The following is a 24,411-nucleotide window of genomic DNA, read 5'->3' as shown; positions in this document are numbered from 1 at the left end:
GGTGACGAGGAGCGGCACGTTCTTGGCCGTGAGCGGGCGGTAGAGCTGGCTCAGCACCTTCTCCGCGCGCTCGGAGGACACGCCGACGACCACGCGGTCCGGCCTGAGGAAGTCCTCGACCGCCGAGCCCTCGCGCATGAATTCGGGGTTGGAGGCGACCTCGAAATCGCCATCGGGCCTGGCCTTCGAGATGATCTCGCGCAGCTTCGCGGCCGTGCCCACCGGCACGGTCGACTTGGTGACGATGACGGTGAAGCCGGACATCGCCTTCGCGATCTCCTCGGCGGCGGCATAGACGAAGGAGAGATCGGCCGAATCCTCGCCCTCGCGGGTGGGCGTTCCCACCGCGATCAGCACCACGTCGGCCTGGGCCACGGCGTCCTTCAGCTTGTCGGTGAAGATCAGGCGGCCGGCGGCGCGGTTGGCGCTGACGATGGGCTCGAGGCCCTGCTCGTAGATCGGGATCTTGCCGCCTTCCAGCATGGCGAGCTTGCGCGGGTCACGGTCCACGCAGGTCACCTCGTAGCCGAAGTCCGAGAAGCAGGCCGCCGAGACCAGCCCCACATAGCCCGCGCCGATGACCGTGATCTTCATGATGTTTCCTATCCACACGCTCCGCACGAGGCGGACCAGACTGGAAAGGGTCATTAGACGGTTCCCCGGAACGAGGGAATAGCGTTCGCGCCTTAGGGTTTATGCGTAGGGCGAAGGTTTCATTTGGTGCAGAGCCCTAAACCACAGGGCGAGGCGAGGTGCACCGGGGCATGCATGCGCGCCACACCCCCCGAAAAACCGGCACATGCCGGAACCATCTGACGGAAAGTCCCCTTTCCCTCGACACATACACAACATGGACGGGGATGCGCGGGCGCACCGTGACCCGGCGAGAAGAATGGACAGATCCGGAGAATTCGACATGACCCCCAACCGGCGGGAGGGACACGGTTTCCAGAGGCAGCCGCTACCCCGGCTGCGCCCTGCCGTACACGAGATGATCGGGCGCCGGCTGCGCCTGCACTATGAGGAGCTGCAGCAGCAGCCCCTGCCCGGCCGCCTCGCCGCACTGATGCGCGAACTCGAGGCGGCGGCGGAAGAGCCCGCGGAGCCGCGGCGCGGCTGAGATGAGCGAACCCCTTCCCGCCGCCGCACAAGCCGAGGCAAGCGACAGCCGGGTGGCCGAGGACGAGCGGCGCAGCGCCTTCCGCCAGGGGCTTCTGGCCGCCATCCCCAAGCTCAGGGCCTTTGCGCTGTCGCTCGCCGCGCATGCCGACCATGCCGACGACCTGGTGCAGGAAACGCTGATGAAGGCGTGGAACCACCAGCACGGCTTCCAGGAGGGCACCAACCTCAAGGCCTGGCTGTTCACCATCCTGCGCAACGAGTATTTCAGCCAGCTGAGGAAGCGCAAGCGCGAGGTGGAGGATGCCGACGGCGGCTATGCCGCGGGGGTGATGACGCCCGCCGGCCAGGAAAGCCAGCTCGACATGTCCGACCTGCGGCTGGCGCTGCAGCAGCTGCCCGACGACCAGCGCGAGGCGGTGGTGCTGGTGGGGGCATCCGGCTTTTCCTACCAGGAGGTGGCTGAGATCTGCCATGTGCCGGTGGGCACGGTGAAGAGCCGCGTGAACCGCGCGCGCCACAAGCTTGCCGTGCTGCTGGGCCACGCCCCCACGCTCCGCGCCGGAGATGAAGACCCATCGGAACACAAGTGAACTCTGCGGCGTTTGGGGCTGCCTTACCAGAACAGGAGCCGTTCCATGACGCTTGGCACCATTCTCATCATCATCCTGATCCTCATCCTCATCGGCGCGCTGCCGAGCTGGGGCTATAGCCGCAGCTGGGGTTATGGTCCCTCCGGCATCCTCGGCCTCATCGTGGTCGTGGTCATCATACTGATGCTGATGGGACGGATTTGACGGCGGAGCAGCAACGCCTGCTGCTCCACATCCGGCGCATCGCGGCGGGCCTGCTGGCCATCGCAGCCGTCGCGGGCGCCGCCTTCGCGCGCGACTTCCTGCTGCCCGCGGTCTTCGCCTTCTTCATCGCCACCACGATGAGGCCGCTGGTGCGCGCCATGTCGCGCCGCGGCATCCCCGCCTGGGCGACCACCGCCGGCATCGTGCTGGTCGCCGCGGCCATTCTCGGCATCGCCACAAGCGCCTTTGCCGGCGCCATCTCGCAGTGGATTGCCGATGCCCCACGGCTGCAGCAGGAGCTGATGCACAAGCTGGCGGCGCTGCGCAGTTCCTTCGACGGCCTGATCCATATTTCAGATGCCCTGCAGCAGGCCGCCGCACCGGCGAACAGCGACGCCCAGGAGGTGGTGGTGAAGCAGCCGATGCTGCCCACCGTCTTCACCGTTCTCGCAGGCTATCCGCTGAACGTGATCTTCGTGGCGAGCGGCGCCATCGTCATCGCGGTGTTCCTGATGGCCTCGGGCGACCTGTTCTATGAAAAGCTGATCCGGGTGATGCCGACGCTGTCGGACAAGAAGGCGGCGCTGGCCATCGCACTCGACGTCGAGCGCGAGGTTTCGGCCTATCTCCTGTCGATCACGCTGATCAACGCGGGACTCGCCGTCGCGGTCGGCCTCGCCTTCTGGCTCATCGGGCTGCCGACGCCGCATCTGTGGGCGCTGTTCGCCTTCGTGCTCAACTTCATTCCCTATCTCGGGCCGATCACCGGGCTCGCCGTCTCCGCGCTGATCGGCTTCGTGGTGTTCGACACGCTGGGCCATGCGCTGCTGGCGCCGCTGGCCTATGGCATCCTCATCGGGCTCGAGACACAGATCATCACCCCCGCGGTGCTGAGCCGGCGCATGGAAATCAACGCCGTGATGATCCTGCTGGCGCTGGCCTTCTGGGCCTGGTGCTGGGGCATTGCCGGGATCGTCGTCGCGGTGCCCATCCTCGTCAGTTTCCGCGTGCTGTGCGCCCATGTCGAGGCGCTGGCGCCGTTCGGGGAATTCCTGGCACAACGGCACAGCGCGGAGACGACAACAGCCTAGCGGGCGAATTCGAGCTTGCAGACGAGGCCGTCCCTGAGGAAGCGCTGGGTGACCTTCTGCGCGCTCGAGGTGATGAGGAGCGTGCCGAAGCCGGTGAACTCCGGCTTCTTCGCGATCTTCGGGCCGCCATGCTCGCGCCACATCAGGCAGAGGCGGGTGCGGGTGGCGGTCCAGACGATGTCGACATGGCCCTCGGGCACCGAGAGGGACCCGTATTTCGCGGCATTGGTGGCGAGTTCGTGCAGGACGAGGCCGATCTGGGTGGCGACCTCGGCACTCAGCACCACGTCCGGCCCCTTGAGGCGGAAGCGGCCGTCATGATCCTGCACCATGGCGGCGACCTGGTGGTGGATGATGGTGTCGAGCCGCGCCCCGCCCCAGTCCGCCTCGGTCAACAGGCTGTGCGAGGCGGCGAGGCTGCGGATGCGGCCCTCGAAGGCATCGACGAAGCTCCGCGGGCTGGGGCTGGAGCGCAGGGTCTGGCGGGCCACCGACTGCACCACGGCCAGCGTGTTCTTCACCCGGTGCGAGAGCTCGCGCAGCAGCATGGCCTGGCGCTTCTCCCAGTTCTTGCGCTCGGTGATGTCCTGGTCGATGCCGCGCGCCGCGACGGGCTTGCCGTTCTCGTCCTTGATCACGTCGCCGGCCAGTGCCGTCCAGATTTCGGTGCCGTCGGGGCGGTTGATCGGGAATTCCAGCGTGAAGGAACCGCCCTGCAGCATGGCGCGGGCGAATTCCTTGCGGGCGCGCCGGCGGTGGGCGGGCGAGATGCGCTGCGCCAGCATCTCGCGCGAGGGCTGGCCCTTGGCGGGATCGAGGCCATAGAGCGCAAACATCTCCGGCGACCAGTGCAGCTCGCGGCGCTTCAGGTCGAACGTCCAGGCGCCGGCGCGGGCCGACTTGAGGGCGAGGCGCATGCGCGCCTCGTTCTCGGTGAGGAGCTCGGTCTGGCGGCGGCGCTCGGTGACGTCACGCGCGATGGTGGAGGCGCCGACCACCATGCCCTGGGCATTGAGAATGGGCGAGACCGAGACGGCGACGTGAATGCGCCGCCCGGTGCGGTGCAGGCGCACCGTCTCGTGCGAGGGCACCGACTGGCTGGTGCGCACGGTGTTGAGGATGTTGATTTCCTCGTGTTCGCCATCCTCCGGGATGAGCTTCCAGACCGACTCGCCGATCATCTCTTCCGCGGTGTAGCCGAACAGGCGCTCGGCACCCTTGTTCCAGCTGGTGATGACGCCGCGCAGCGTCTTGGCGATGATCGCCTCCTCGGAGGATTCGACGATGGCGGCGAGGCGCGCCGCAGCCTCCTCCGCTGCCTTGCGCTCTGTGATGTCGATCATCACGCCATAGGATTCGAGCGGCACGCCGTCGATGCGGCGCACCACCTCGCCGCGCGACAGGATCCAGCGCGTGCGCGGGCCGGGCACCAGCAGGCGGAATTCGATCTCCATGCGGTTGCCGGGCGTGCGGGCCTGGTCATGCGCCTGGCGCCAGGCCTCGCGGTCATCCGGATGAATGGCGTTCTCGAGGGCGGCAGGCGTGCCATCGAAATGGCGGCGGTCGATTTCGAGGAGCGCCAGCAACTCGTCCGTGAAGGTGAAGCGGTCGGCCGCCACGTCGAAGTGCCAGGCGGCCATGCGCGCCGCCTCGAAGACCACGCTGCGCAGGCGCGCGGCCTTGCGCAACTCGCGCTCCACGCTGATCCGCGCCGAGACATCGATGATGGCGCCGCGGATGCCGGTGAGGCGGCCTTCCGCGTCGAATTCGCCGGCCCCCCGGTCGAGCACCCAGAACTGCTTGCCGGTCTTGCTGTTCTCGACCCGGTACTCGATCTCGAAGTTTGGCTGCTGGGGCGACAGCGAGCGCCGCGCCAGCTCGTAATGGGCACGATCCTCCGGGAAGATGACGAGCGGCCACGAGGCCGCCGGACCCGCCGGCGGCATGCCGAGTATCTCCATGCAATTGTCGGAGCGGAGCATGAAGCCCGTTGCGCAGTCGATGGAATAGAACACGATGCGCGCCACACTGAGGGCCCGCAGGGCCCAGCTCGCCTCGCCCTGCATCCAGGCACCGTCCTTGGGGCTCGCTGCCCGGTTTCTCTGTCGATCAAACATGATTGTTGCCGAAGGCCAACGTAACTCACGCATACGCACCACACGCGAACCACCCACAAGGGCGGCCCCTTCTCACACGGCAGGCCGCCCGCCCGGCGGGCGCAGCTGCCACCTCGAAACTGCTGACGGGGAAGACATCCCTGCAGATGCGGCCCGTTGGGGGCCCGCACGTCCATTTCAGCGGACGGTCAACGCCGGAAGGGGCGGGATTGTTCCCGCCCCTGCCCGCTCAATCCAGCCGGGCATAGGCGAGGAGGATCACCAGGAAGGCGATGATCACCCCGCCCAACCCGAAGATGAGCACGTGGATGTTGTAACCCCTGCCCGCGGCGCGGGCCTCGGTCCTGGTCAGCTCGACCTGCTTGTGCTCCTCGTCGATACCGGGCCTGATGCGCATCAGCGCGCCGGTGCCAGAGCTTCACCCGCCCCACGCGCATGCTCGTCGTGGCGGCGCTGCGGATCGCCGACGGCCGGCAGCTGCAGCACGCGGGCGCGCTGGCCCTCATGCAGCAGGGACAGCTTGATCACGCGGCCATCGGCCAGTTCGATCGCATCATGGTGGGTGTGCGGATTGTCGAGATCGACCTGGCGGAAGCGCGCCAGCATGGCATCGGCCATGTCACGCCCGAGGCGCGCCTTCACATAATTGACGAGCGAACCCCACAGGCCGTTGTAGCGGACAGGTTCGGCAAAGGCGAGCTCGGTGCCGGGCAGCAGGCACACCGCGACACCCGCCTCGTTCTCGGCGCAGAAGCCGCGGGTGGGGGTCATGGGAAAGCTGCTGGTGACGAGCTTGTCGCCCACCTCAGCGGCACGGCTGATCTGATTTTCCAGGCTGTAGTCGCACATCGAAACACCTCTGAGCGTTGTGAGCCGTCCGGTTCCCGAACCCTTCGTTCGTTCCGGATGAACGCCACCCGCGGGTGTTGGTTCCTGTTTCGATCCCCGGTCTTCAGCCGAGGCGCCGGCCATCCGCCCCGAAGAGGTGGAGGTGCGCGGCATCGAGCGCCACATGGGTGCGGTCGCCCGTCTTCAGGCCCGTGTCGCCGCGGATTTCAGCAATGGCGACGGTGCCGGAGGCGAGGCGGAGGTGAGCGAAGCCGGTCTCGCCCAGGCGTTCCACCAGCTCGACCGTGGCGGCGAGGTGGAGCGCGCCCTCGCCCGCCGCAATCCTCATATGCTCTGGACGAATTCCCAGCGTGACCGGTGTGCCTGCCGCCATGCCCTGCGGCAACGGCACGGCGAGCCTTCCATCGACGCCGAGATCGACGCCGGCCGCCACGACCTGACCCTTGAGGAAGTTCATGGCGGGCGAGCCGATGAAGCCGGCAACGAAGAGATTGGCCGGGCGGTAATAGAGGTCCAGCGGCTTGCCCTGCTGCTCGATGCGGCCCTGGTTCATGACCACGATCTTGTCGGCCAGCGTCATGGCCTCGACCTGGTCGTGCGTGACATAGACGATGGTGGCGGCGAGCAGCTTGTGGAGCCTGGCGATCTCGACGCGGGTGTTGATGCGCAGTGCGGCATCGAGGTTCGACAGCGGCTCATCGAAGAGGAAGACCTGGGGTTTCCGCACGATGGCGCGGCCGATGGCGACGCGCTGGCGCTGCCCGCCGGAGAGCTCGCGCGGGCGGCGCTTCAGGAGCGGCTCAAGCTGCAGGATGCGGGCGGCCTCGGCGACGCGGGCTTCGATCTCTGCCTTCGGCGTGCCGGCGAATTTGAGGCCGAAGCCCATGTTGGCCGCGACGTCCATGTGCGGATAGAGCGCATAGGACTGGAACACCATGGCGATCTCGCGTTGCGCGGGAGCAAGGTCATTCACCTTGCGGCCGCCGATGGTGATGGTGCCGCCGGACACGGGTTCGAGGCCGGCGATGGCGCGCAGCAGGGTCGACTTGCCGCAGCCCGAAGGGCCGACGAGCACGACGAAGCCGCCGTCCTCCACGGTGAGGTCGATATCCTTCAGCACCTCGACGGAGCCGAAGCTCTTCTTCAGGTTTTCGATCAGGACTTCGGCCATGGGCGCCTCACTTCACCGCGCCCGAGGTGAGACCCCGGATCAGCTGGCGGGAGAAAATGACGTAAAGGAGAAGGACCGGCACGATGGCCGTGGAGAGTGCGGCGAGCACCGCGTTCCAGTCGGTGATGTATTGCCCGAGGAACTGCTGGACGCCGAGGGTGATGGTCTGCTTGCCGCCGGCGGGGGCGAGGAGCAGCGGGAACCACAGGTCGTTCCACACCGGGATCATGGTGAAGACGGCGACCGTTGCCATGGCGGGGCGGATCAAGGGCAGGATGATGTGGAAGAAGATGTTGTACTCGGAGAGCCCGTCGCAGCGTGCCGCCTCGCGCAGGTCCTTCGGGATCTGGGCGATGAATTCGGAGAGGATGAAGATGGCGAGCGGCAGGTTCTGCGCCGTGTAGACGAGGATCAGCGCGGTCAAGGTGTTGATGAGGTTCAGCTCCGCGACGAGCTGGATGATCGAGACGGAGCCCAGCCGGATCGGCACCATGATGCCGATGGAGAGGAAGAGGGCGAGCAGCGTGTTGAAGCGGAACTTGTATTCGGTGAGCGCCCAGGCCGCCATGGCGCCGAAGAGCAGCGTGAAGAAGATGGTGCCGACGGTGACGGTGATCGAGTTCAGGTAATAGAGGGGCAGCGAGCTGTCGTCGAAGACGCGGGTGTAGCCGACAGGATCGAAAGTCGAGGGACCGGGCGGCTGCAGCGGCGTGTTGAAGATCGCCCGCTTGGCCTTGAAGGAATTCATCACCACCAGCACGATGGGGAAGAGTGCGAGCAGCGTGTAGAGCCCCAGGATGGCGTGGACGGCGAAGGCTGAGAGGGGCTTGCGCATCAGAAGCTGTACCTCTGGATGCGCCGCTGCACGAGGAAGAGATAGGCCATGACACCGATGAGGATGACGAGCAGCATCATGGTGGCGATGGCCGAGCCCATGGAGGGATCTCCCAGCTGCAGCTGGTTGCCGAAGAAGGTGCGGTAGAACAGCGTGCCCATGATGTCGGTCGAGAAATTGGGCCCCGCGAGCGCGCCCTTCATCGCGTAGATCAAGTCAAACGCGTTGAAGTTGTTGACGAAGGTGAGGATCGAGACGAGGCCGATGGTGGGCCAGATCAGCGGCAGCTTGACCCAGACGAAGGCCTGGAACTGGTTGAGGCCATCGACCGTGGCGGCATCGATGAGTTCGTCGGGGATCGCCAGCAGGGCCGTGTAGATCAGGATCATCGGGATGCCGACGAACTGCCACACGGAAATGAGCGAAACGGTGACGAGGGCCGAGGATTCGACGCCGAGCCAGGGGGCGAACAGGAAGCCGAGGCCGAAGAAGCCGAGAAACATCTTGGCGATGCCCCAGAGCGGCGAGAGGATCAGCTGCCACACGAAGCCGATGACCACCACCGAGAGCATGGTGGGCATGAAGATGAGGGTGCGGTAGGTCGCGCGGAAGCGCAGCCGCGGCAGGCTGAGGAGTGCGGCGAGCAGCAGGCCGATCGGGTTCTGCACGCACATGTGGATGAGGAAGAAGATGAAGTTGTTCTTCAGCGCGTTCCAGAACGGATGCGACCAGGTGTGGTCGAACAGCAGGGTGTGGAAGTTGCCGAGGCCGTTCCAGACGTAGCTGCCGTCCTTCTGGTGGCTGTAGAGCGAGTTGAGGATGGTGGCGAGCAGCGGGTAGATCGAGAACAGCGTGTAGACGATGACGGCCGGCCCGAGGAAGAACAGCAGAAGCCGCAGGTATGCGCCCTGCGGCAGGCCGACCAGTCCGCTGTGCTGCTGCTGTGCCATCCGTGAAGACGGAGGGGCCGCAGGCTTCTCACCCGCGGCCCCTCGCGTCAGCTTACTTCTGCTGCGGGGCGTACCACTTGGCGAGGCCGTCCTGCAGCTGCTTGGCTGCGGCGTCCGGCGTCATGGTGCCGTTGATCACCTGGGCGGAGACGTTCCACATCTCGTTCTCGAGGTTCGGCGTGCCGCGCGACAGGATCTGGTAGGAGTTGCGGATCGTCGACTTGCACTCGCCCCGCCAGTTGACGAAGCTCTGGGCCACGTCGTCCGACAGCGTCACCTTGGCATTGGAGAGCGGGAAGAAGCCCGGCAGCTCGTTGCCGAGGATGTTGGCGAACTCCTCCGAGCCGATCCAGTCAAGGAACACCTTGGCATCCGCCGGGTTCTTGGTCTTGGCGTTCATGCCGATGCCGATGTCGGTGTGGTCCGAGATGAAGCACTCGGTGGCACCCTTGGGCAGCGGCGGCTTGAAGGCACCCATGTTGACCTTCTGGGCGCGGAAGGTGGAGATGTCCCACGAGCCCGCCGCATAGATCGCACCCTTGCCGAGGCCGAAGAGGTTCTGGCTGTCAGGGTAGGTCTGGGCCTTGTAGCCGTCACCCAGGTAGGGCGCCCACTTGGCGAGCGTCGCGAAGGTGTCGACATAGGCCGGGTCGGTGAGCTTGCCCGTGCCGTCGATCAGCGCCTTGCGGCCTGCCTCGCCCTTCCAGTAGTTGGGACCGATGTTCTGGAAGCCCATCGTGGCGGCCTCCCACTGGTCGTTGGTGCCGAGCACGAGGGGCACATAGGTGCCGTTCGACTTGATCTTCTCGAGCACGGCGAAGAACTCGTCCTCGGTCTTGGGTTCCTCGAGGCCCAGTTCCTTGAAGATGTCCTTGTTGTAGATGAAGCCGTGGATGACCGAGGCCATGGGCACGCAGAAGGTGGTCTTGCCGTCATCCGTCGTCCAGGCGCTCTTCGCCACGTCGGAGAAGTTGCCCATGGTCGAGAGCTCGTTCAGCGAGACGAGATAGCCCTTGTTGTAGAGTTCCAGCGAGGCATCGAAGGGGCGGCAGGTGATGATGTCGCCCGCCGTGCCGCCCTCGAGCTTGGCGTTGAGCGCGGCGTTGTATTCCTTCGGCGCCGTCGGCGTGAACTCGACCTTGATGTCGGGATGCGCCTTCTCGAAGGCGGGGATGATCTTGTCCTTCCAGATCTGGGCATCGTCGTTGCGCCAGCTCTCGATCGTCAGCGTGCCGGCCGAGGCAGCGCCCGAAAGCGCGACGGCGGCGGCGGCGCCGAGCAGCAGTGTCTTCAGTGTCCTGGTGAGCATGAAAGTCCTCCCGTTGAAATCTTCTTGACCCATTATGTAACGGCAAGCCGTGACATGGCCAGACGTAAGTTGCCGTTCGCGGCAGCCAAAAGCCGTTGCGCTGCAGCAATGTCCTTAGCACCCGCACACAGGAGCACGGCCGGCTTGACGTGGCCGCCAGCCTGCGCGAGCGCCGCGGCGGCGCGGGACTCGTCGACCCCGGCGATGGTGGCGATGATCCCCGCCGCTCGCTTGCGGAGCTTGATGTTGCCGGCCTCCACATTGACCATCAGCCCGTCATGCACCGCGCCCAGCTTGATGTGGGTGAGGGTGGAGAGAAGGTTGAGCGCCGCCTTCTGCGCCGTGCCTGCGCCCATGCGGGTGGAGCCGGCGATGACTTCCGGCCCTGAGGGGAGCAAGATTTCGAGATCGGCGGCGGCGGCCAGTTTCGAGCCCGGATTGTTGACCACGGCGATGACGAAGGCGCCTTTCTCGCGCGCCCGCTTCGCCGCGGCCACGGTGAAGGGCGTGGAGCCCGAGGCGGCCACCGCGATCATGGTGTCGGCAGCGGTGAGAACGCCAGCCTGCGCCGCGCCGTCGGCCGCGTCATCCTCGGCGTCGGCGAGCGTGTCGAACATGGCGGCGCGGCCCCCGGCGATGAGATAGAGCAGCTGCTGCTCCGGCATGCCGAAGGTGGCGGGAAGCTCGGAACCGTCCTGCACCGCGACGCGGATCGAGGTGCCGGCACCGGCATAGGCCAGGCGGCCCCCGCCGGCGAGACGCTCGGAGAGAATGGTGGCGGCATGGCAAATCGCGGGCGCGGCCTGCCGCACCGCATCGAGCGCGCGCTGCTGGCCTGCGAGCAGCGCATCGAGGATGCGCAGGTCGGGCCAGGTGTCGAGGCCCGCATAGCTGCCGGACTGCTCGGTCTGACGGTCTGCCATGCGGCCAGTAGAGCGGCGGAAGTGCCGGCAGGTCAAGGTGCTTTCCCTCAGCCCGTGATTTGCTAGCATGCGCGCCATGAGCACAGGTCCCTTCTTCCTTGGCATCGATGGCGGCGGCAGCCGCTGCCGTGCGCGCATCCGTTCCGCCGATGGCACATTGCTGGGCGAGGCGATGGGCGGGGCCTCCAACATCTACCAGGACTTCAAGGGTGCGCTCGGCACCATCATGGACACCTCGCGCGAGGCGGCGAAGCAGGCTGGCTTGCGAACCGAGGACATCCATGCCGGGATGGGGATCGCGGGCATCGTGACGTCGGTTGGCGCGGAGAAGATCGTGGAGGCCGCCCTGCCCTTCGCCAGCGTGACCGCCGACAATGACGCCTATGCGGCCTGTGTCGGTGCCTTCGGCGGTGGGGATGGCGGCATCGTGATCGCCGGAACGGGCTCGATCGGCTTCGCGCTGGTGGGGGCCGAGCGGCACATGGTGGGGGGCTGGGGCTTCCAGCTCGGCGACCATGGCTCGGGCGCCTGGGTGGGCCACCACGCGGTGCGGCGCGCCGCCTTGGCGCTCGATGGCTTGCTGCAGCCGACGCGGCTCGTGGCCGAGGTCTTGTCGCGCACGGGGGCCAACCGGCTCGACCTGTCGCGCTGGTCGGAACAGGCGAAGCCGAAGGACTATGCGCAGTTCGCGCCGCTGGTCTTCGAATGCGCGGCGCAGGGCGACGTGCAGGGCATGATGATCGTGATCGAGGGGGCGGCGGCAATCTCCAATCTCGGGCGCGCATTGCTGGCGCGGGGGGCGCGGCACATCTGCCTGCTGGGCGGCCTTGCCAAGGTCTATCCGCCCTACCTCGATGCCGACGTGAAGCTGGCGCTTTCGAACCCGCAGGCCGATGCCATCGACGGCGCCATCATGATGGCACGGCGCGCGCAGGGATTGCCGGAGCGCTGGTCATGAGCCTGATGGCGGCGGAGGCATCGGAAGCTCCGCAGGCCGTGGCGCGCTTCCTCGCGCATAACGCAAAGGCGCTGGCAGAGCTCGGCCTGCGCCTGAGGCAAGCGCCGCCGCCCGTGGTGCTGACCTGCGCGCGCGGCAGCTCCGACAATGCGGCGGCCTATTTCAAGTATCTCTGCGAAATCGTGACGGGGGTGCCCTGCGCCTCGGTGGGCGCATCGGTCGTCTCGGTCTATGGCGGCAGGCTGAAGGCGCAGGGCGCGCTCTGCCTCACCATCTCGCAATCCGGCCAGAGCCCGGACATCGTGGCGCTGCAGCAGGCGGCGAAGGAGGCGGGCGCGGTGACGGTGGCACTGGTGAACGTCGCGGACTCGCCTGCCGCCCGCAATGCCGACATCTGCCTTGCCCTTCACGCGGGCGAAGAGAAGAGCGTGGCGGCGACCAAGAGTTTCATCGTGTCCTGCGCGGCGGCCGCGGCGATCGTGGCGCAGTGGTCGGGCGATGCGGCACTGCTGGCGGCGGTGGACAGGCTGCCGCAGAGCCTGTCGCAGGCGGTGCGCATCAACTGGCCGGGCTTCACCGATTTTGCGCGCGATGCCGCCTCGCTCTTCGTGCTCGGACGCGGGCCTGCCTACCCGATCGCGCAGGAGACGGCGCTGAAGCTGAAGGAGACCTGCGCCATTCACGCCGAAGCCTATTCGGTGGCCGAGGTGATGCATGGGCCGTGGGAGCTGATGGGCGAGGATTTCCCGGTGCTGATCTATGCGCCCGATGACGCGGCGCGCAGCAACACCGCCGAGGCCGCCGCCCGGATGCGCGGCACGGGGGCGGACGTGCGGGTGGTGGGCGAGGCCCTGCCCTCCGCCGCCACGGGCCACATGCTGCTCGACCCCATCAGCATGATCGCCACCGCCTACCTGCAGATCGAGCGGGTGGCCGTGGCGCTGGGGCGCGACCCGGACCGGCCGCGCCTGCTCAAGAAGGTGACGGAGACGCTGTGATGGGTTTTGCATTGACCGGTGCCCGCATCTTCACCGGCGAGACGTTTCTCGATGATCACGCGGTGGTCGTCGAAGGCAAGCATGTTGCGCGCGTGGTGCCCGAGGCGGAGATCGGTGCTGCCGAGCGCCGCGCGCTTGGCGGCGGGCTGCTGGCGCCCGGCTTCATCGACGTGCAGGTGAATGGCGGCGGGGGCGCGCTGCTGAACGACAATCCGAGCGTCGAGACGGTGCGCACCATTGCCACCGCGCACCGGCGCTTCGGCACGGTGGGGATGCTGCCCACCGTCATTACCGATGCGCCGCAGGTGATCGCCAGGGCGGTGGTGAGCGTTGCCCGCGCCATGGCCGAGGGCGTTCCCGGCGTGCTGGGCATCCACATCGAGGGGCCCTTCCTCGACGTGGCGCGAAAAGGAGCGCACGCGGCGCGCTTCATCCGCGAGATGGAGGAGGCGGATGCCGATGCCATCGCGGGCTTCGCCATGTATTGCCCGGTGATGCTGACACTGGCGCCCAACCGCGTGCGGCCGGAGCTGGTGCAGCGCCTCACCCAGGCGGGCGTGCTGGTGAGCCTTGGCCATTCGGACGCGACCTATGCCGAGGCGCGGGCAGCACTGGATGCCGGCGCACGCTCCATCACGCACCTCTTCAATGCCATGAGCCAGATGACGGGCCGCGAGCCGGGGCTGGCGGGGGCGGCACTGGAAGATGCGGAAGCCTATGCCGGCATCATCGCCGACGGGCATCACGTGCATGATGCCGCCCTAAAGGCGGCCTTCGCGGCCAGGCCTGCCGCGCGCATGATGCTGATCACCGATGCCATGCCGACGGCGGCGGGCGGGCCTGACCAGTTCGAATTGCAGGGGCGGACGGTGACGCGCCACAACGGGCGGCTGTCGCTTGCCGATGGCACGCTGGCGGGTTCCGACCTGACCATGGAAGCGGCGGTGCGCTATTGCGTGGGGCATTTGGGGATGGAGCTTGCGACAGTGCTGCGCATGGCCTCGCTCAACCCCGCGTCCTTCCTGCGCTGCGAGAGCGAGCTGGGCCGCATCGCGCCGGGCCACCTTGCCAGCATGGTGCTGCTCGGCGACGACCTGGCAGTGAAGCAAACATGGATCAACGGACAATGAAGACCATCAGGGTGCTCGTCGTGGGACTCGGCAACATGGGGCTGAGCCATGCGCGGGCCTATCAGTCGATCGACGGCTTCGAGATCGCGGGTCTGTGCAGCCGCGGCATCGCCGAACGCAGCGACCTCCGGGCCGAATTCCCCGGCGTGGCGCAATTCAACGACTATGCGGAGGCGCTGGCCGCGCTGAAGCCCGATGCCGTGTCGATCAACACCTGGCCGGACACGCACGCCGCCTATGCGCGCATGGCACTCGAAGCGGGCGCGCATGTGTTCATCGAGAAGCCGCTGGCGGACACGGTGGCGGAGGCCGAGGAGATCGCGGCGTTGGCCAGGGCCAAGGGGTTGAAGCTGGTGATCGGCTATATCCTGCGGGTGCATCCGTCCTGGGTGAAGTTCGTGGAGGTGGGCCGCACGCTGGGCAAGCCGCTCGTGATGCGCATGAACCTCAACCAGCAGTCCTCCGGGGCGCAGTGGCAGGTGCACCGGCACCTGATGAACTCGATCAGCCCCATCGTCGATTGCGGCGTGCATTACGTCGACGTGATGTGCCAGGTGACGGGGGCGAAGCCGGTGAGCGTCCACGCCGTCGGCGCCAGGCTTACCTCCGAGATCGATGCGAGGATGTATAATTACGGCCACCTGCATGTGACCTTCGATGACGGTTCGGTGGGCTGGTACGAGGCGGGCTGGGGACCGATGATGAGCGAGACGGCCTTCTTCGTGAAGGATATGATCGGTCCCAAGGGCTCCGTCTCCATCGCCATGGAGGAATCGAAGACACAGTCGGCGGATGTCGACAGCCATACGCGGACGTCGGCGCTTCGGCTGCATCACGGCCTGCTGGACCCGGACGGGCAGTTCGTGACGCCGGACGAGATCATCCGCATGGATGACGAGCCGGGGCACCAGGACCTGTGCAACCGCGAGCAACTCCTCTTCCTCGACGCGATCCGCAATGACCGCAACATGGATAGCCACGTCCAGGATGCCATCAACTCGCTGCGCATCGTGCTGGCGGCCGACCACAGTGTCAGGACCGGCGAGGTGGTGAGGCTGTGAGGCTTCTCGGCGCCGTGAGCGAGGGGAGCGGGGCCGTCAACGAGGATGGCCTGGGCTGGCTCGGGGCAGCGGACAACGTGACCGCGGCGTGGATCTTCGATGGCGTCACCGGCATCAACAGGGCGAATGCGCTGGGTGACGGCACCGATGCGCGCTGGCTGGTGACCCGCGCCCAGGCGCGGATCAGCACGCTGGCTGCCAGCGACATGCCGCTGCCGGCGTTGCTTGCGGAACTGGTGGCGGGGCTGATCGCCGACTTCGACGTGGCGACGGCGAGCGTGGAACTGCCGCGCGACTATGACCCGCCGGCGGCCTGCCTGATCCTGGTGAAGCGCTACGCGACGGGCTGGCAGGCGCTGCGGCTTGGTGACTCCTGCCTGCTGGCGCGCGATGGCGGCGGCAACCACCGCATCCATGCCGCCTCGCCCAACAACGCCTTCGACCACTGGCTGACGCGCGAGGCGCGCAAGCGCCGCGATGCGGGCGTTCTCGACATCAAGGCGCTGCTCGCCGAATTCGCGCCGCAGCTGAAGGAGGGCCGGGCGAAGCGCAACCGGCCGGACGGCTATTCCATCCTCGAGGCGAACCGCGATGCGCTGGCGATGCCGGAGATCATGGACCTCGGCACGCCGGACCAGATCCTGCTGTGCACCGACGGCTATTACCGCGCCGTCGACCACTATGGGCTGCACGATGATGCAGGGCTGATGCGGGCCAGCGCCAAGGACGTTGGCGCCGTGCTGGCGGCACTGCGCGCGGCCGAAGCGGTCGACCCCGACTGCCTGCGCTTCCCGCGCTTCAAGCCGGCGGATGACGCGACGGCGGTGATGCTGGCGCGATAGCCGGTGCGGCCGCTCAGCGGCCCTTGCGCTGCATGGCCTCGAGCAGGGCGGCGCCGAGGCCGCCCTGGGCCGGGGCCTGCGGCTTCGAGCTGCCATATTTCGCGGCCTGCCGCGAACCCTTCGGGTCCGGCTGGGTGCCGCGCGCCAGGCGCTGCTCGCGCGCCGACTCGCCACCGTCCTTCTTCATGGTGAGGCCGATGCGGTTCCGCGCCACGTCCACCTCGACGACGCGGACGCGCACGATGTCACCCGCCTTCACCACCTCATGGGGGTCCTTGACGAAGCGATCGGCGAGCTGGCTCACATGCACGAGGCCGTCCTGGTGGACGCCGATGTCGACGAAGGCGCCGAAGGCCGCGACATTGGTGACCGTGCCCTCGAGCTGCATGCCGGGCTTCAGGTCCTTGATGGTCTCGACGCCGTCGGTGAAGGTTGCCGTCTTGAAGCTGGGGCGCGGATCGCGTCCGGGTTTTTCGAGCTCGGCCAGGATGTCCTTCACCGTGGGCAGGCCGAACGCCTCGCTGACGAAATCCTGCGGCTTCAGGGCACGAAGCTTCGCCGTGTCGCCCATCAGCGAACGGATGTCGCGGCCGCAGGACTCGACGATCCGGCGGGCGACGCCATAGGCCTCCGGGTGGACGGCGGAGGCATCGAGCGGCTCCTCGCCGTCGCGGATCCTGAGGAAGCCAGCCGACTGCTGGAAGGCCTTGGGACCGAGCCGCGAGACCTTGAGCAGTTCCTGGCGCGACCTGAAGGCGCCATTGGCGTGGCGGTGCTCGACAATGGCTTCGGCGAGGCTCGTCCCCAGTCCAGAGACATAGGCCAGCAAGGGGGCGGATGCGGTGTTGAGGTCGACGCCCACGGCATTCACCGCGTCTTCCACCACCGCACCCAGCGAGCGGCCGAGCTGGTACTGGTCGACGTCGTGCTGGTACTGGCCGACGCCGATGGACTTGGGCTCGATCTTGACGAGTTCGGCCAGGGGGTCCTGCAGGCGCCGCGCGATCGAGACGGCCCCGCGCAGCGACACGTCAAGCTCCGGGAACTCCTTCGCGGCGAGTTCGGAGGCGGAATAGACCGAGGCGCCGGCCTCCGAGACGATGACCTTGGTGGGGGCCTTCGCCTCCTTCGGGAGAAGCGACAGCGCATCGGCCACGAAACGCTCCGTCTCGCGGCTTGCGGTGCCATTGCCGATGGCGATGAGCTCGACATTGTGCTGGGTGACGAGGCGCAGGAGGCTCGCCTGCGCGCCACGCACATCGTTCTTCGGCTGGAAGGGATAGAGCGTGTCGGTGGCCAGCAGCTTGCCGGTCGAATCCACCACCGCCGCCTTGACGCCGGTGCGGATGCCCGGGTCGAGGCCGAGGATGGGGCGGGAGCCCGCGGGGGCCGCGAGCAGCAGGTCCCTGAGGTTGCGGGCGAAGACGGCGATGGCCTCGTCCTGGGCGCGGGCGCGCAGATCGCCGAGGAGATCGATCATCATGGTGATCGACAGCTTCACGCGCCAGGTCCAGTCGGCAACGGCGCGCAGCCACTTGTCGCCCGGTGCGGCACCGCTGATGCCGATGGTGTTGGCGATGATCTGGCCCGCACGCGCAGGGCCGGTTTCCGGATCGGGGGCGATGTCGAGCGAGACCACCTCTTCCTTGGACGCGCGCAGCATGGCGAGTGCGCGGTGCGAGGGCACCGAAGCCCAAGGCTCCCTGTGGTCGAAATAGTCGGAGAACTTGGCGCCCTTCTCTTCCTGCCCCGCCACGACCTTCGACGTGAGGAAGGCCTCGGCCTTCATGAAGGCGCGGAGTTCACCGAGGAGTGCGGCGTTCTCAGCCAGGCGCTCCATGAGGATGTCGCGGGCGCCGTCGAGGGCTTCCTTCACCGTCTTCACGGTGTCGGTGATGTAGCCGGCGGCGAGGGCCTCAGGCACCGCGGCACGATCCGCGAGGATGCCGTCGATCAGCGGCTCGAGGCCGTTCTCGCGGGCGATCATCGCCTTGGTGCGGCGCTTGGGCTTGTAGGGGAGATAGATGTCCTCGAGCTCGGCCTTGGTCTTCGCCAGCGCCAGCGACCGGGCGAGCTCGTCGGTGAGCTTGCCCTGGGACTTGATCGAGTCGACGATCGCCTTGCGGCGGTCTTCCATCTCGCGGAGATAGACCAGGCGTTCGGAGAGCTTGCGCAGCTGCGTGTCGTCCAGCCCGCCGGTCACTTCCTTGCGGTAGCGCGCCACGAAGGGCACGGTTGCCCCTTCGTCGAGAAGGCCCACGGCGGCGGCAACCTGCTTCGGCTGGGCGCCGATTTCACCGGCAATGGTTTCGAAGATCTGTGCTGATGTATCCAAAATCGTCTCTCGTCACGCGACCGGGATTCGGCCTGAGCCAACTGTCCTGCCGACGGCGTGCGCGAGGGTCAAGAGACGAAGATTTCTGTGGATGGTATCGTTGCAAAGGTTATCAGCGACGGGACGTGGCGGGCCGGCATTCCTTTTTTTACCCGGCTCGTCCAAGCTGGTGCGATGGACGAAGAGGTGACAGAAGAGGCCCCCCTGCTGAGCCGCTGGGCGCTGGCCGCGGCGGTGGCCTTCGCCTGCGCGGCGGGCGGCGCGAGCCTGGCGGTGATGCCGCCCGGTGTGGCGCTGGTGACGGGCCTTCTCGCGCTGCTCATGGCGCTGATCACGCTGATCGACTTTCGCCACTTCATTATCCCCGATGTGCTGTCGCTGCCGGCGGTGCCGCTGGGCATCATCGCCAACATCGTGGTGTTCCACCCCGATGACTGGATGGCCGGCTTTAGCGAAAGCGTGCTGGGTGCCGTGCTGGCGGGGGGTGCCTTCTTCCTGCTGCGCGCCCTGTGGTTCCGGCTGCGCGGCATCGAGGGGCTGGGGCTGGGCGACGTGAAGCTCGCTGCCGTGGCGGGGGCCTGGCTCGGACCCGAGATGCTGCCCGCCGCCTGCCTGGCGGCGGCGCTCGGAGGGCTGGCCGCGGCGGTGGTGCTGCTGGTGCTGCCTGGGCGGCAGGTGAGGATGAGCGACCACATGCCCTTCGGCAGCTTCATGGCGCCGGTGATCCTGCTGTTCTGGGCCTGGCGGGTCCTGGACGCCGTCCCATTCTGGTGATCACCGCAACCCTGAATTAAGGGTTTGATTACCGAATCGACGCATAAGTTTCATCGATCATTAGGTTTTTCGTCACCGGCCGGGGCCCCTGGGGCCTGGGCCGCAGGGAGTAGCGCTTTGCCCCGGGCCGGCTTTTTCCACGGCATCAGGATCTGTACCTCCGGCGTCCGCAGCATCGCCCTGCTGGGCTGTGCCGGGGTGTTGCTGGCCTCCTGCCAGGCCCCTTCCGCCGGCCTCGAGAGCACCAACCAGCTGGACCTCAACGCCCGGTCGCCGGCCAAGGTGACCACCCGCGGTGCCGGGCCGGTGATGAAGCCTGCGAGCCAGGCGGCCCGCTATGAGGTGTTTCCCGGCGCCAGCCCGGCGGCGGAGGGTGATGGCGCAGAGCCGCCCGCCGGCGTGGGCGAGCAGGCGGACGGCAAGTTCACCGTCAACCTCGACGGCGCCACCATTGCCGAGGCGAGCAAGCTGATCCTGGGCGAGACGCTGGGCTACAACTACACCATCGACCAGAACCTGCCGCCCTCCTCCATCACCATGGTCAGCAACCGCGCGGTGAGTGCGCGCCAGCTGCTCGACGCCTTCGAAGCCTCGCTGCGCACGGCCAATGCGGCGCTCGTCAAGTCCGACGGCAATTTCCGCGTGGTGATGCAGCAGGCGATGGAGAATGACGCCAGCAACCTCGACACCGGCAGGGACGTGTCGCCCGGCTATGGCGTGAGCGCCATTCCGCTGCGCCATGTCGGCCCCGGCACGATGGTGAACCTGCTCGACGGCTTCATGCAGCAGCTGGGCTCCGCCAAGGCGTGGAACGCGGGCAACATGATCCTGATCCGCGGCCCCGCCTCGCAGCGCCGCGCGCTGGTCGAGGTGGTGACGAACTTCGACGTCGACACCATGCGCAACCAGACCTTCGGCATGGCGGCGCTGGAGAACGGCCGCGCCGAGGAGGTGGCCACGCAGGTGATGAAAGTGTTCGCGCAGGACAATGCCAGCGCCGGATCGAACGGCCTGAAGGTCATTCCGGTGCCCAACATCAACAGCCTGATCATCATCGCCAATGACCAGGCCAAGGTGCGCCGCGCCATCACCTGGGTGCGGAGGCTCGACCGCGAGAACCTCGATGCGCCGAAATCCTATGTCTATGCGGTGCAGAACGGCAATGCGGTGGAACTGGCGAAGATCCTCTCCGCCACCTATGGCGGCTCCGCCGGGGCCGGCGCCACGGCGGAGGTGGCGCCCGACTCGCCGCAGATGGACGTTTCCCTCGACAGCGGCAGCGCGGACCAGCAGGGACAGGACCCCTCGCAGGGCGACATGGGCGGCGTGCCGCAGCCGCCGCAGGTGCAGCCCGAGCAGCAGGGCAGCGACCCGACATCGACGTCGTCAACGTCGCAAACGGCGGCCGCAGGCGGCGGTGGCGGTGGTGGCGGCGGCGATGCAAAGGGCATCCGCATCACCCCGATCCCGGCCAACAACACCCTGCTGATCCGCGCTTCGCCGCGCGACTATCGCGAGATCCTCTCCACCCTCGCCCAGATCGACCAGCCTTCGACGCAGGTGCTGATCAGCACCACGATCGCCGAGGTGCAGCTGAACGACACGCTGAAATACGGCGTGCAGGCCTATTTCGAGAGCGGCAACTTCAGTTTCGTGCTGACCGAGAAGACATCGACCGCCGGATCGGTGATCAGCCCCAAGCTGCCGGGCATGAACCTGGTGATGGGCGGCATCTCCAACCCGCAGCTGGTGGTGGACGCGTTGTCGAAGGTGACCAATGTGCGCATCGTCTCCTCGCCGTCGCTGCTGGTGATGGAGAACGAGACCGCCACCATCAAGGTGGGCGACCAGGTGCCGATCCAGACCCAGACCGAAACGACGCAGGGCGGCCAGACGGTGAATTCCTACGAGTACCGCGACACCGGCGTGGTGCTGAAGGTGAAGCCGCGGGTCAATGCCAATGGCGTGGTGATGATCGACCTCGGCCAGGAACTGTCCGCCGTGCAGCAGGACACCGGCATCGGCGGCCAGCCGAAATTCACCCAGCGCACCATCAGCAGCAAGGTTTCGGTGAACGACCAGCAGACGGTGCTGCTGGGCGGCCTGATCAATGGCACGGAGGACCGCAGCCGGGTGACGGTGCCGGGCGCCAGCCAGCTGCCGCTGCTCGGACGCCTCGTCGGCACCACCGGCGGCATCGCCACGCGCAACGAGATGATCGTGTTCATCACCCCCACCATCGTGCGCAACGGCGAGGAGGCCTCGCAGATGTCGCAGGACCTGCGCGCCAAGATGAAGAACCTGAACTTCGACTGAGGCGCGGCCTCAGCCGCCGGTGTCGGGCACGGTGTGCTGCTCGGGCAGCCCGTCGGGCTGCGGTGGCGGCTGCGGCACCGGCATGGGCAGGGGCAGCGGCAGGGGCTGGTTCTGCGCCGGCATGTCCGGCTGGGGCTGGCCGCCTGCCCCGGCGTCGGGCGTGGCGAAGAGGCTGTAGGTCACCGGCGCGCCCTCGCTGCCGATGGCGATCGACCGGTCGGCCACCTCGACCACCACCCAATTGTCCACGCTTTCGCCCTGGCGCAGGTAGACGACGTCGCCCGTTGCCGCGACACGCACCGCAGCGATGCGGCCATCGGGCCCGGAGGCGACGCCGAGCAGCTTGTAGTCCTCCGGCCCAGGCCCCTGGGGCGGGGGTGGCGGCGGCGGCTCGGGCGGCGGCTGGCTGTCGACCGGTGGCGGGGGCGTCTCCACCACGGGTTCCGGCGGGCGCGGCAGGCGCGAGGGGTTGAACAGCGGCCGCTCGACAATGGCCGCGTAGGACGCGGTGTCGAGGTCCTGCCAGGGATTGAGGGCCGCGGGTGCGGCGCGCGTTGCCCCGGCCTCGGGCACCGCGACGCCCGACCCGCCGCTGAACCATCCCGTTCCCAGCCCGTCGAAGGCAAGGTAGCCGCCGAGAAGGGCGGCCACCGCGGCGAGGCCTGCAAGACGGCGGTTCACGGCTCGGCCCTCCATCCATAGGCCTCGATGCGGATCGTGGCGCGCAGCGCTTCGGACGGATACTGGCTGCCCTCCTCCGCCTTGGCCTCCGGCTGGATCTCGAGCCCGGTGACGAACATGACCGGCAGCCGCGACTCGACATCGACGAGGAAATCCCGCAGCTGTTCGATGCTGCCCTCGACATCCATGCTCACCCGGTACGGGGAGGTGGCCTCGCCGTCGCCGGTGTCGACCGGCTGCATGCGCTTCACCTCGAGGCCGGCTGCGGTGGCGGCATCGCCGGCGATGGACTGGAACCTGGCGAAGGCGAGGCCCGGCGTCGCACCGTCGAGGAACATCGGTGCCACGTCGTCGGCGGCGGTGAGACGCGTCGCCCCGGCACGCGCCGCCTTGGCGGTGCGGGCTTCCACCAGAACATAGTCGGACTCCGCCTGGCGCAGCCGTTCCGCCTCCTGCGCCTGCCATGACAGGACGAGATAGGCCAGCACGGCGACGGCAAACACCGCAACGGCCAGCACCGCAACGCCCTTGCGGGCCTCGGCCGAGAGGCCCCCCGCGACGCCAAGGGCCTTCATGCGCACCCCCGGGGGAAGGCCGCGGGCGCGTCGACAAGGCGCGGCACTCCCGCTATGACATTGTTCATGGTGCCCGTGTACATTCGCTCACTCATGCTGCCCGCCGTGCTGCTGACCTGCGGGCTTGCCGCCGCCCCGGAGAGGGCGCAGGCGGAAAGCCTGGACTGCCTGATCAGCCGTGGCAATCTCTGCTTCTCCACCGGTTGCAACAACGCCGGCAAGGCGCAGCGCATGGTGCTCGACCTCGAGGCGGGAACATACCGGCTGTGCCCCAACCGCTACAGCGACCAGGGCTGCACCGAGGCGCCCATGCAGTTCGACGTTCTCGACAACGCCATCGTCGGCATCAGCAAGGACGCGCCGGAGATTTCGGCCCGCGCGGTGTTCATGAACCGCGTGACGGGCGCGCTCAGCACCTCGCTGCTGGCGGCCGGCATGTCTGCCGTCGACTTCGGCAGCTGCGAAATTCCGCGCTAGCAGGAAAGCGCTCATTGGGCGGCCTCCGGCGCGGGCCCGGCACCGGGCTGCGGCGCCATTTCCAGCGTGGCGATGAGGGAGAACACCTCGGCATTGCTGTTCTGGTCGAGCTCGGTCGCCGCGGCGAAGTTGACGGCCTGGAAGTCCGGCGATGCCTCGAGGATCTGGATCAGGTCCGGCACCCCGCTGCCCTGGCCCTTGATGGTGACCTGGTCACCCTCGAGGTCGAGCGACAGGAGATGCACGGTGTCGGGCAGCAGCTTCGACAGCTCCTCCAGCACGGCGACGGCAGGAATCCTTTCGCGGCGCGCCTGCATGAGGCGATTGGCGGCGGAGACCAGCGGCGTTTCGCCCGCCGGAACGCCGCCCGGCCTGAGCGAGGCCATGAGCGTGGCCGACCGGGCCTCGAGCCGCGAGGCCTCGGCGGAGGTCTGGTAGACCCAGAACAGTCCCAGCCCGGTGAGCAGCACAAGCAGCACCGCCGCGGCCCTGGCGATGTGCGCTGCGCGCAGCCGCGCGGCGCGGCGCACGTCGTCGCCGCCCAGTTCGATCGACACCGCCTCGCCATCGGGCAGCAGGACGGAAACCGCCTTCACCTCCACGCCCTTCTGGCGCAGCGTGGCGGCGAGATCATCGAGCAGCGCGCGGCTCACCACCGCGACATCGACGCAGACGTGCTGCGGGTCCCCGGCAATGAGCGACACCCGCATGCCGTGGAGGCATTGTGCCAGCGGCCAGGGCGCCAGGCCCTCGACCTTGTTGCGCACGATGGCGCGCAGCACGTCCACCGGCTGCTGTGGCAGCACGATCTGCTGGCTGATCGACTGGTCGGCGGCGAAGCAGATCTCGACGGCGGTTCCCGGCGCCACGGCGAGCTGCCGGGTGATTTCCTGCAAGGCCTGCTGCGGCCGGCCGGTGACCAGCACAGGTTCGGCGCTGCCGGCGCGCCGCACCTCGATGCCGGCGGCGGCGACGCGCAGCTGAATGGCCGGATGCTCACCCGCGGCACGGCGCAGCGCCAGCTCCTCGGCGAGCGCCAGCACCGGCAGGCGCAGGCCGTTCCAGATGCTGGAGGCGGAGAAGGTCATGTTGCCGTCGTCCAT

The 24,411-nt window shown here is 67.7% G+C and carries 25 protein-coding genes; 12 read left to right on the top strand and 13 right to left on the bottom strand.

What is annotated here, in order from left to right; genetic code table 11:
• The coding region (locus DK847_RS17885; protein WP_146256181.1) for a nucleotide sugar dehydrogenase at nucleotides 1-594 on the bottom strand (594 nt) is incomplete at its 3' end.
• A 298-nt stretch (nucleotides 595-892) separates the two neighbouring features.
• Here DK847_RS17885 and DK847_RS20460 point away from each other — a divergent pair.
• From DK847_RS20460 to DK847_RS17870, 4 genes are read left to right on the top strand one after another with little or no spacing between them, the layout of a single operon-like run.
• Complete coding sequence (locus tag DK847_RS20460; protein WP_146256180.1) at nucleotides 893-1,120, top strand: NepR family anti-sigma factor; 228 nt, start codon at nucleotides 893-895, stop codon at nucleotides 1,118-1,120.
• A 1-nt stretch (nucleotide 1,121) separates the two neighbouring features.
• Nucleotides 1,122-1,712: a sigma-70 family RNA polymerase sigma factor gene (locus tag DK847_RS17880; protein ID WP_111199904.1), complete on the top strand. Its 591-nt coding sequence runs from the start codon at nucleotides 1,122-1,124 to the stop codon at nucleotides 1,710-1,712.
• Between the two features lie 45 nt (nucleotides 1,713-1,757).
• Nucleotides 1,758-1,916, top strand: a complete 159-nt coding sequence (locus DK847_RS17875; protein ID WP_111199903.1) for a DUF3309 domain-containing protein — start codon at nucleotides 1,758-1,760, stop codon at nucleotides 1,914-1,916.
• Complete coding sequence (locus tag DK847_RS17870) at nucleotides 1,913-3,007, top strand: AI-2E family transporter (RefSeq protein ID WP_161957364.1); 1,095 nt, start codon at nucleotides 1,913-1,915, stop codon at nucleotides 3,005-3,007. The genes DK847_RS17875 and DK847_RS17870 overlap by 4 nt, the downstream gene beginning before the upstream one ends.
• Here DK847_RS17870 and DK847_RS17865 read toward each other — a convergent pair.
• The 8 genes from DK847_RS17865 to DK847_RS17835 form a co-directional block, all read right to left on the bottom strand.
• Entirely contained in the window at nucleotides 3,004-5,124 is a 2,121-nt protein-coding gene (locus DK847_RS17865) for a PAS domain S-box protein (RefSeq protein WP_161957363.1), read from the bottom strand. The genes DK847_RS17870 and DK847_RS17865 overlap by 4 nt on opposite strands.
• Nucleotides 5,125-5,353: 229 nt before the next feature.
• Nucleotides 5,354-5,521, bottom strand: coding sequence for a hypothetical protein (locus tag DK847_RS20715; RefSeq protein WP_161957362.1), 168 nt, complete (start codon nucleotides 5,519-5,521; stop codon nucleotides 5,354-5,356).
• Nucleotides 5,521-5,973 carry a patatin-like phospholipase domain-containing protein gene (locus tag DK847_RS17860; protein ID WP_111199900.1) on the bottom strand — a complete coding sequence of 151 codons (453 nt, stop codon included), beginning with the start codon at nucleotides 5,971-5,973 and terminating at the stop codon, nucleotides 5,521-5,523. Before DK847_RS17860 ends, DK847_RS20715 begins: the two co-directional genes overlap by 1 nt.
• Nucleotides 5,974-6,076: 103 nt before the next feature.
• Nucleotides 6,077-7,144 carry an ABC transporter ATP-binding protein gene (locus tag DK847_RS17855; protein WP_111199899.1) on the bottom strand — a complete coding sequence of 356 codons (1,068 nt, stop codon included), beginning with the start codon at nucleotides 7,142-7,144 and terminating at the stop codon, nucleotides 6,077-6,079.
• Between the two features lie 7 nt (nucleotides 7,145-7,151).
• Nucleotides 7,152-7,979 (bottom strand): carbohydrate ABC transporter permease, encoded by an 828-nt coding sequence (locus DK847_RS17850; protein ID WP_111199898.1) that lies wholly within the window; start codon nucleotides 7,977-7,979, stop codon nucleotides 7,152-7,154.
• Complete coding sequence (locus DK847_RS17845; RefSeq protein WP_111199897.1) at nucleotides 7,979-8,929, bottom strand: carbohydrate ABC transporter permease; 951 nt, start codon at nucleotides 8,927-8,929, stop codon at nucleotides 7,979-7,981. The genes DK847_RS17850 and DK847_RS17845 overlap by 1 nt, the downstream gene beginning before the upstream one ends.
• A 52-nt stretch (nucleotides 8,930-8,981) precedes the next feature.
• Nucleotides 8,982-10,238 (bottom strand): ABC transporter substrate-binding protein, encoded by a 1,257-nt coding sequence (locus DK847_RS17840; RefSeq protein ID WP_111199896.1) that lies wholly within the window; start codon nucleotides 10,236-10,238, stop codon nucleotides 8,982-8,984.
• Between the two features lie 32 nt (nucleotides 10,239-10,270).
• Nucleotides 10,271-11,161 carry an N-acetylmuramic acid 6-phosphate etherase gene (locus tag DK847_RS17835; protein WP_111199895.1) on the bottom strand — a complete coding sequence of 297 codons (891 nt, stop codon included), beginning with the start codon at nucleotides 11,159-11,161 and terminating at the stop codon, nucleotides 10,271-10,273.
• A gap of 76 nt (nucleotides 11,162-11,237) precedes the next feature.
• Between DK847_RS17835 and DK847_RS17830 the strand changes: the two genes are divergently transcribed.
• Genes DK847_RS17830 through DK847_RS17810 form a run of 5 tightly spaced genes read left to right on the top strand, consistent with a single transcriptional unit; the run spans nucleotide 11,238 to nucleotide 16,150 of the window.
• Nucleotides 11,238-12,119, top strand: a complete 882-nt coding sequence (locus DK847_RS17830; RefSeq protein WP_161957361.1) for a glucosamine kinase nucleotide-binding domain-containing protein — start codon at nucleotides 11,238-11,240, stop codon at nucleotides 12,117-12,119.
• Nucleotides 12,116-13,117, top strand: a complete 1,002-nt coding sequence (locus tag DK847_RS17825) for an SIS domain-containing protein (RefSeq protein WP_111199893.1) — start codon at nucleotides 12,116-12,118, stop codon at nucleotides 13,115-13,117. The genes DK847_RS17830 and DK847_RS17825 overlap by 4 nt, the downstream gene beginning before the upstream one ends.
• Nucleotides 13,117-14,247, top strand: coding sequence for an N-acetylglucosamine-6-phosphate deacetylase (gene nagA / locus DK847_RS17820; RefSeq protein ID WP_111199892.1), 1,131 nt, complete (start codon nucleotides 13,117-13,119; stop codon nucleotides 14,245-14,247). The genes DK847_RS17825 and nagA overlap by 1 nt, the downstream gene beginning before the upstream one ends.
• Nucleotides 14,244-15,308, top strand: coding sequence for a Gfo/Idh/MocA family protein (locus DK847_RS17815; RefSeq protein WP_111199891.1), 1,065 nt, complete (start codon nucleotides 14,244-14,246; stop codon nucleotides 15,306-15,308). The genes nagA and DK847_RS17815 overlap by 4 nt, the downstream gene beginning before the upstream one ends.
• Nucleotides 15,305-16,150 carry a protein phosphatase 2C domain-containing protein gene (locus tag DK847_RS17810; RefSeq protein ID WP_111199890.1) on the top strand — a complete coding sequence of 282 codons (846 nt, stop codon included), beginning with the start codon at nucleotides 15,305-15,307 and terminating at the stop codon, nucleotides 16,148-16,150. Before DK847_RS17815 ends, DK847_RS17810 begins: the two co-directional genes overlap by 4 nt.
• A 13-nt stretch (nucleotides 16,151-16,163) precedes the next feature.
• On the opposite strand, the gene DK847_RS17805 is transcribed toward DK847_RS17810, so the two are convergent.
• Entirely contained in the window at nucleotides 16,164-18,485 is a 2,322-nt protein-coding gene (locus DK847_RS17805; protein ID WP_111199889.1) for a Tex family protein, read from the bottom strand.
• A 186-nt stretch (nucleotides 18,486-18,671) separates the two neighbouring features.
• Here DK847_RS17805 and DK847_RS17800 point away from each other — a divergent pair, with 186 nt between their 5' ends.
• Both DK847_RS17800 and gspD read left to right on the top strand, forming a co-directional pair.
• Complete coding sequence (locus DK847_RS17800) at nucleotides 18,672-19,259, top strand: prepilin peptidase (protein WP_161957360.1); 588 nt, start codon at nucleotides 18,672-18,674, stop codon at nucleotides 19,257-19,259.
• 117 nt (nucleotides 19,260-19,376) lie between these two features.
• Nucleotides 19,377-21,575, top strand: coding sequence for a type II secretion system secretin GspD (gene gspD, locus DK847_RS17795; protein WP_111199887.1), 2,199 nt, complete (start codon nucleotides 19,377-19,379; stop codon nucleotides 21,573-21,575).
• A gap of 9 nt (nucleotides 21,576-21,584) precedes the next feature.
• Here the strand turns inward: gspD and DK847_RS17790 are convergent, their stop codons facing one another.
• Nucleotides 21,585-22,256 carry a hypothetical protein gene (locus DK847_RS17790; protein WP_146256179.1) on the bottom strand — a complete coding sequence of 224 codons (672 nt, stop codon included), beginning with the start codon at nucleotides 22,254-22,256 and terminating at the stop codon, nucleotides 21,585-21,587.
• The gene (gene gspM, locus DK847_RS17785) at nucleotides 22,253-22,831 is read right to left on the bottom strand and encodes a type II secretion system protein GspM (protein ID WP_111199885.1); all 579 of its coding nucleotides are present in this window, start codon (nucleotides 22,829-22,831) and stop codon (nucleotides 22,253-22,255) included. Before gspM ends, DK847_RS17790 begins: the two co-directional genes overlap by 4 nt.
• A 66-nt stretch (nucleotides 22,832-22,897) precedes the next feature.
• On the opposite strand from gspM, the gene DK847_RS17780 reads away from it, so the two are divergent.
• The gene (locus tag DK847_RS17780) at nucleotides 22,898-23,308 is read left to right on the top strand and encodes a hypothetical protein (protein WP_111199884.1); all 411 of its coding nucleotides are present in this window, start codon (nucleotides 22,898-22,900) and stop codon (nucleotides 23,306-23,308) included.
• 11 nt (nucleotides 23,309-23,319) lie between these two features.
• On the opposite strand, the gene DK847_RS17775 is transcribed toward DK847_RS17780, so the two are convergent.
• A complete protein-coding gene (locus DK847_RS17775) occupies nucleotides 23,320-24,411 on the bottom strand; it encodes a PilN domain-containing protein (protein WP_111199883.1) in 1,092 nt (363 codons plus the stop codon).

Origin of the sequence: Aestuariivirga litoralis (assembly GCF_003234965.1) — a bacterium.
Taxonomy (GTDB): Bacteria; Pseudomonadota; Alphaproteobacteria; order Rhizobiales; family Aestuariivirgaceae; genus Aestuariivirga; species Aestuariivirga litoralis.
This window is presented reverse-complemented; position numbering and strand designations above follow the sequence as displayed.

What these genes read in the sequence shown, in the direction of transcription:
- DK847_RS20460 (WP_146256180.1), top strand. Translation starts at nt 893, where the DNA reads ATGGACAGATCCGGAGAATTCGACATGACCCCCAACCGGCGGGAGGGA.
- DK847_RS17880 (WP_111199904.1), top strand. Translation starts at nt 1,122, where the DNA reads ATGAGCGAACCCCTTCCCGCCGCCGCACAAGCCGAGGCAAGCGACAGC.
- DK847_RS17875 (WP_111199903.1), top strand. Translation starts at nt 1,758, where the DNA reads ATGACGCTTGGCACCATTCTCATCATCATCCTGATCCTCATCCTCATC.
- DK847_RS17865 (WP_161957363.1), bottom strand. Translation starts at nt 5,124, where the DNA reads ATGTTTGATCGACAGAGAAACCGGGCAGCGAGCCCCAAGGACGGTGCC.
- DK847_RS20715 (WP_161957362.1), bottom strand. Translation starts at nt 5,521, where the DNA reads ATGCGCATCAGGCCCGGTATCGACGAGGAGCACAAGCAGGTCGAGCTG.
- DK847_RS17860 (WP_111199900.1), bottom strand. Translation starts at nt 5,973, where the DNA reads ATGTGCGACTACAGCCTGGAAAATCAGATCAGCCGTGCCGCTGAGGTG.
- DK847_RS17855 (WP_111199899.1), bottom strand. Translation starts at nt 7,144, where the DNA reads ATGGCCGAAGTCCTGATCGAAAACCTGAAGAAGAGCTTCGGCTCCGTC.
- DK847_RS17850 (WP_111199898.1), bottom strand. Translation starts at nt 7,979, where the DNA reads ATGCGCAAGCCCCTCTCAGCCTTCGCCGTCCACGCCATCCTGGGGCTC.
- DK847_RS17845 (WP_111199897.1), bottom strand. Translation starts at nt 8,929, where the DNA reads ATGGCACAGCAGCAGCACAGCGGACTGGTCGGCCTGCCGCAGGGCGCA.
- DK847_RS17840 (WP_111199896.1), bottom strand. Translation starts at nt 10,238, where the DNA reads ATGCTCACCAGGACACTGAAGACACTGCTGCTCGGCGCCGCCGCCGCC.
- DK847_RS17835 (WP_111199895.1), bottom strand. Translation starts at nt 11,161, where the DNA reads ATGGCAGACCGTCAGACCGAGCAGTCCGGCAGCTATGCGGGCCTCGAC.
- DK847_RS17830 (WP_161957361.1), top strand. Translation starts at nt 11,238, where the DNA reads ATGAGCACAGGTCCCTTCTTCCTTGGCATCGATGGCGGCGGCAGCCGC.
- DK847_RS17825 (WP_111199893.1), top strand. Translation starts at nt 12,116, where the DNA reads ATGAGCCTGATGGCGGCGGAGGCATCGGAAGCTCCGCAGGCCGTGGCG.
- nagA (WP_111199892.1), top strand. Translation starts at nt 13,117, where the DNA reads ATGGGTTTTGCATTGACCGGTGCCCGCATCTTCACCGGCGAGACGTTT.
- DK847_RS17815 (WP_111199891.1), top strand. Translation starts at nt 14,244, where the DNA reads ATGAAGACCATCAGGGTGCTCGTCGTGGGACTCGGCAACATGGGGCTG.
- gspM (WP_111199885.1), bottom strand. Translation starts at nt 22,831, where the DNA reads ATGAAGGCCCTTGGCGTCGCGGGGGGCCTCTCGGCCGAGGCCCGCAAG.
- DK847_RS17780 (WP_111199884.1), top strand. Translation starts at nt 22,898, where the DNA reads ATGGTGCCCGTGTACATTCGCTCACTCATGCTGCCCGCCGTGCTGCTG.
- DK847_RS17775 (WP_111199883.1), bottom strand. Translation starts at nt 24,411, where the DNA reads ATGGACGACGGCAACATGACCTTCTCCGCCTCCAGCATCTGGAACGGC.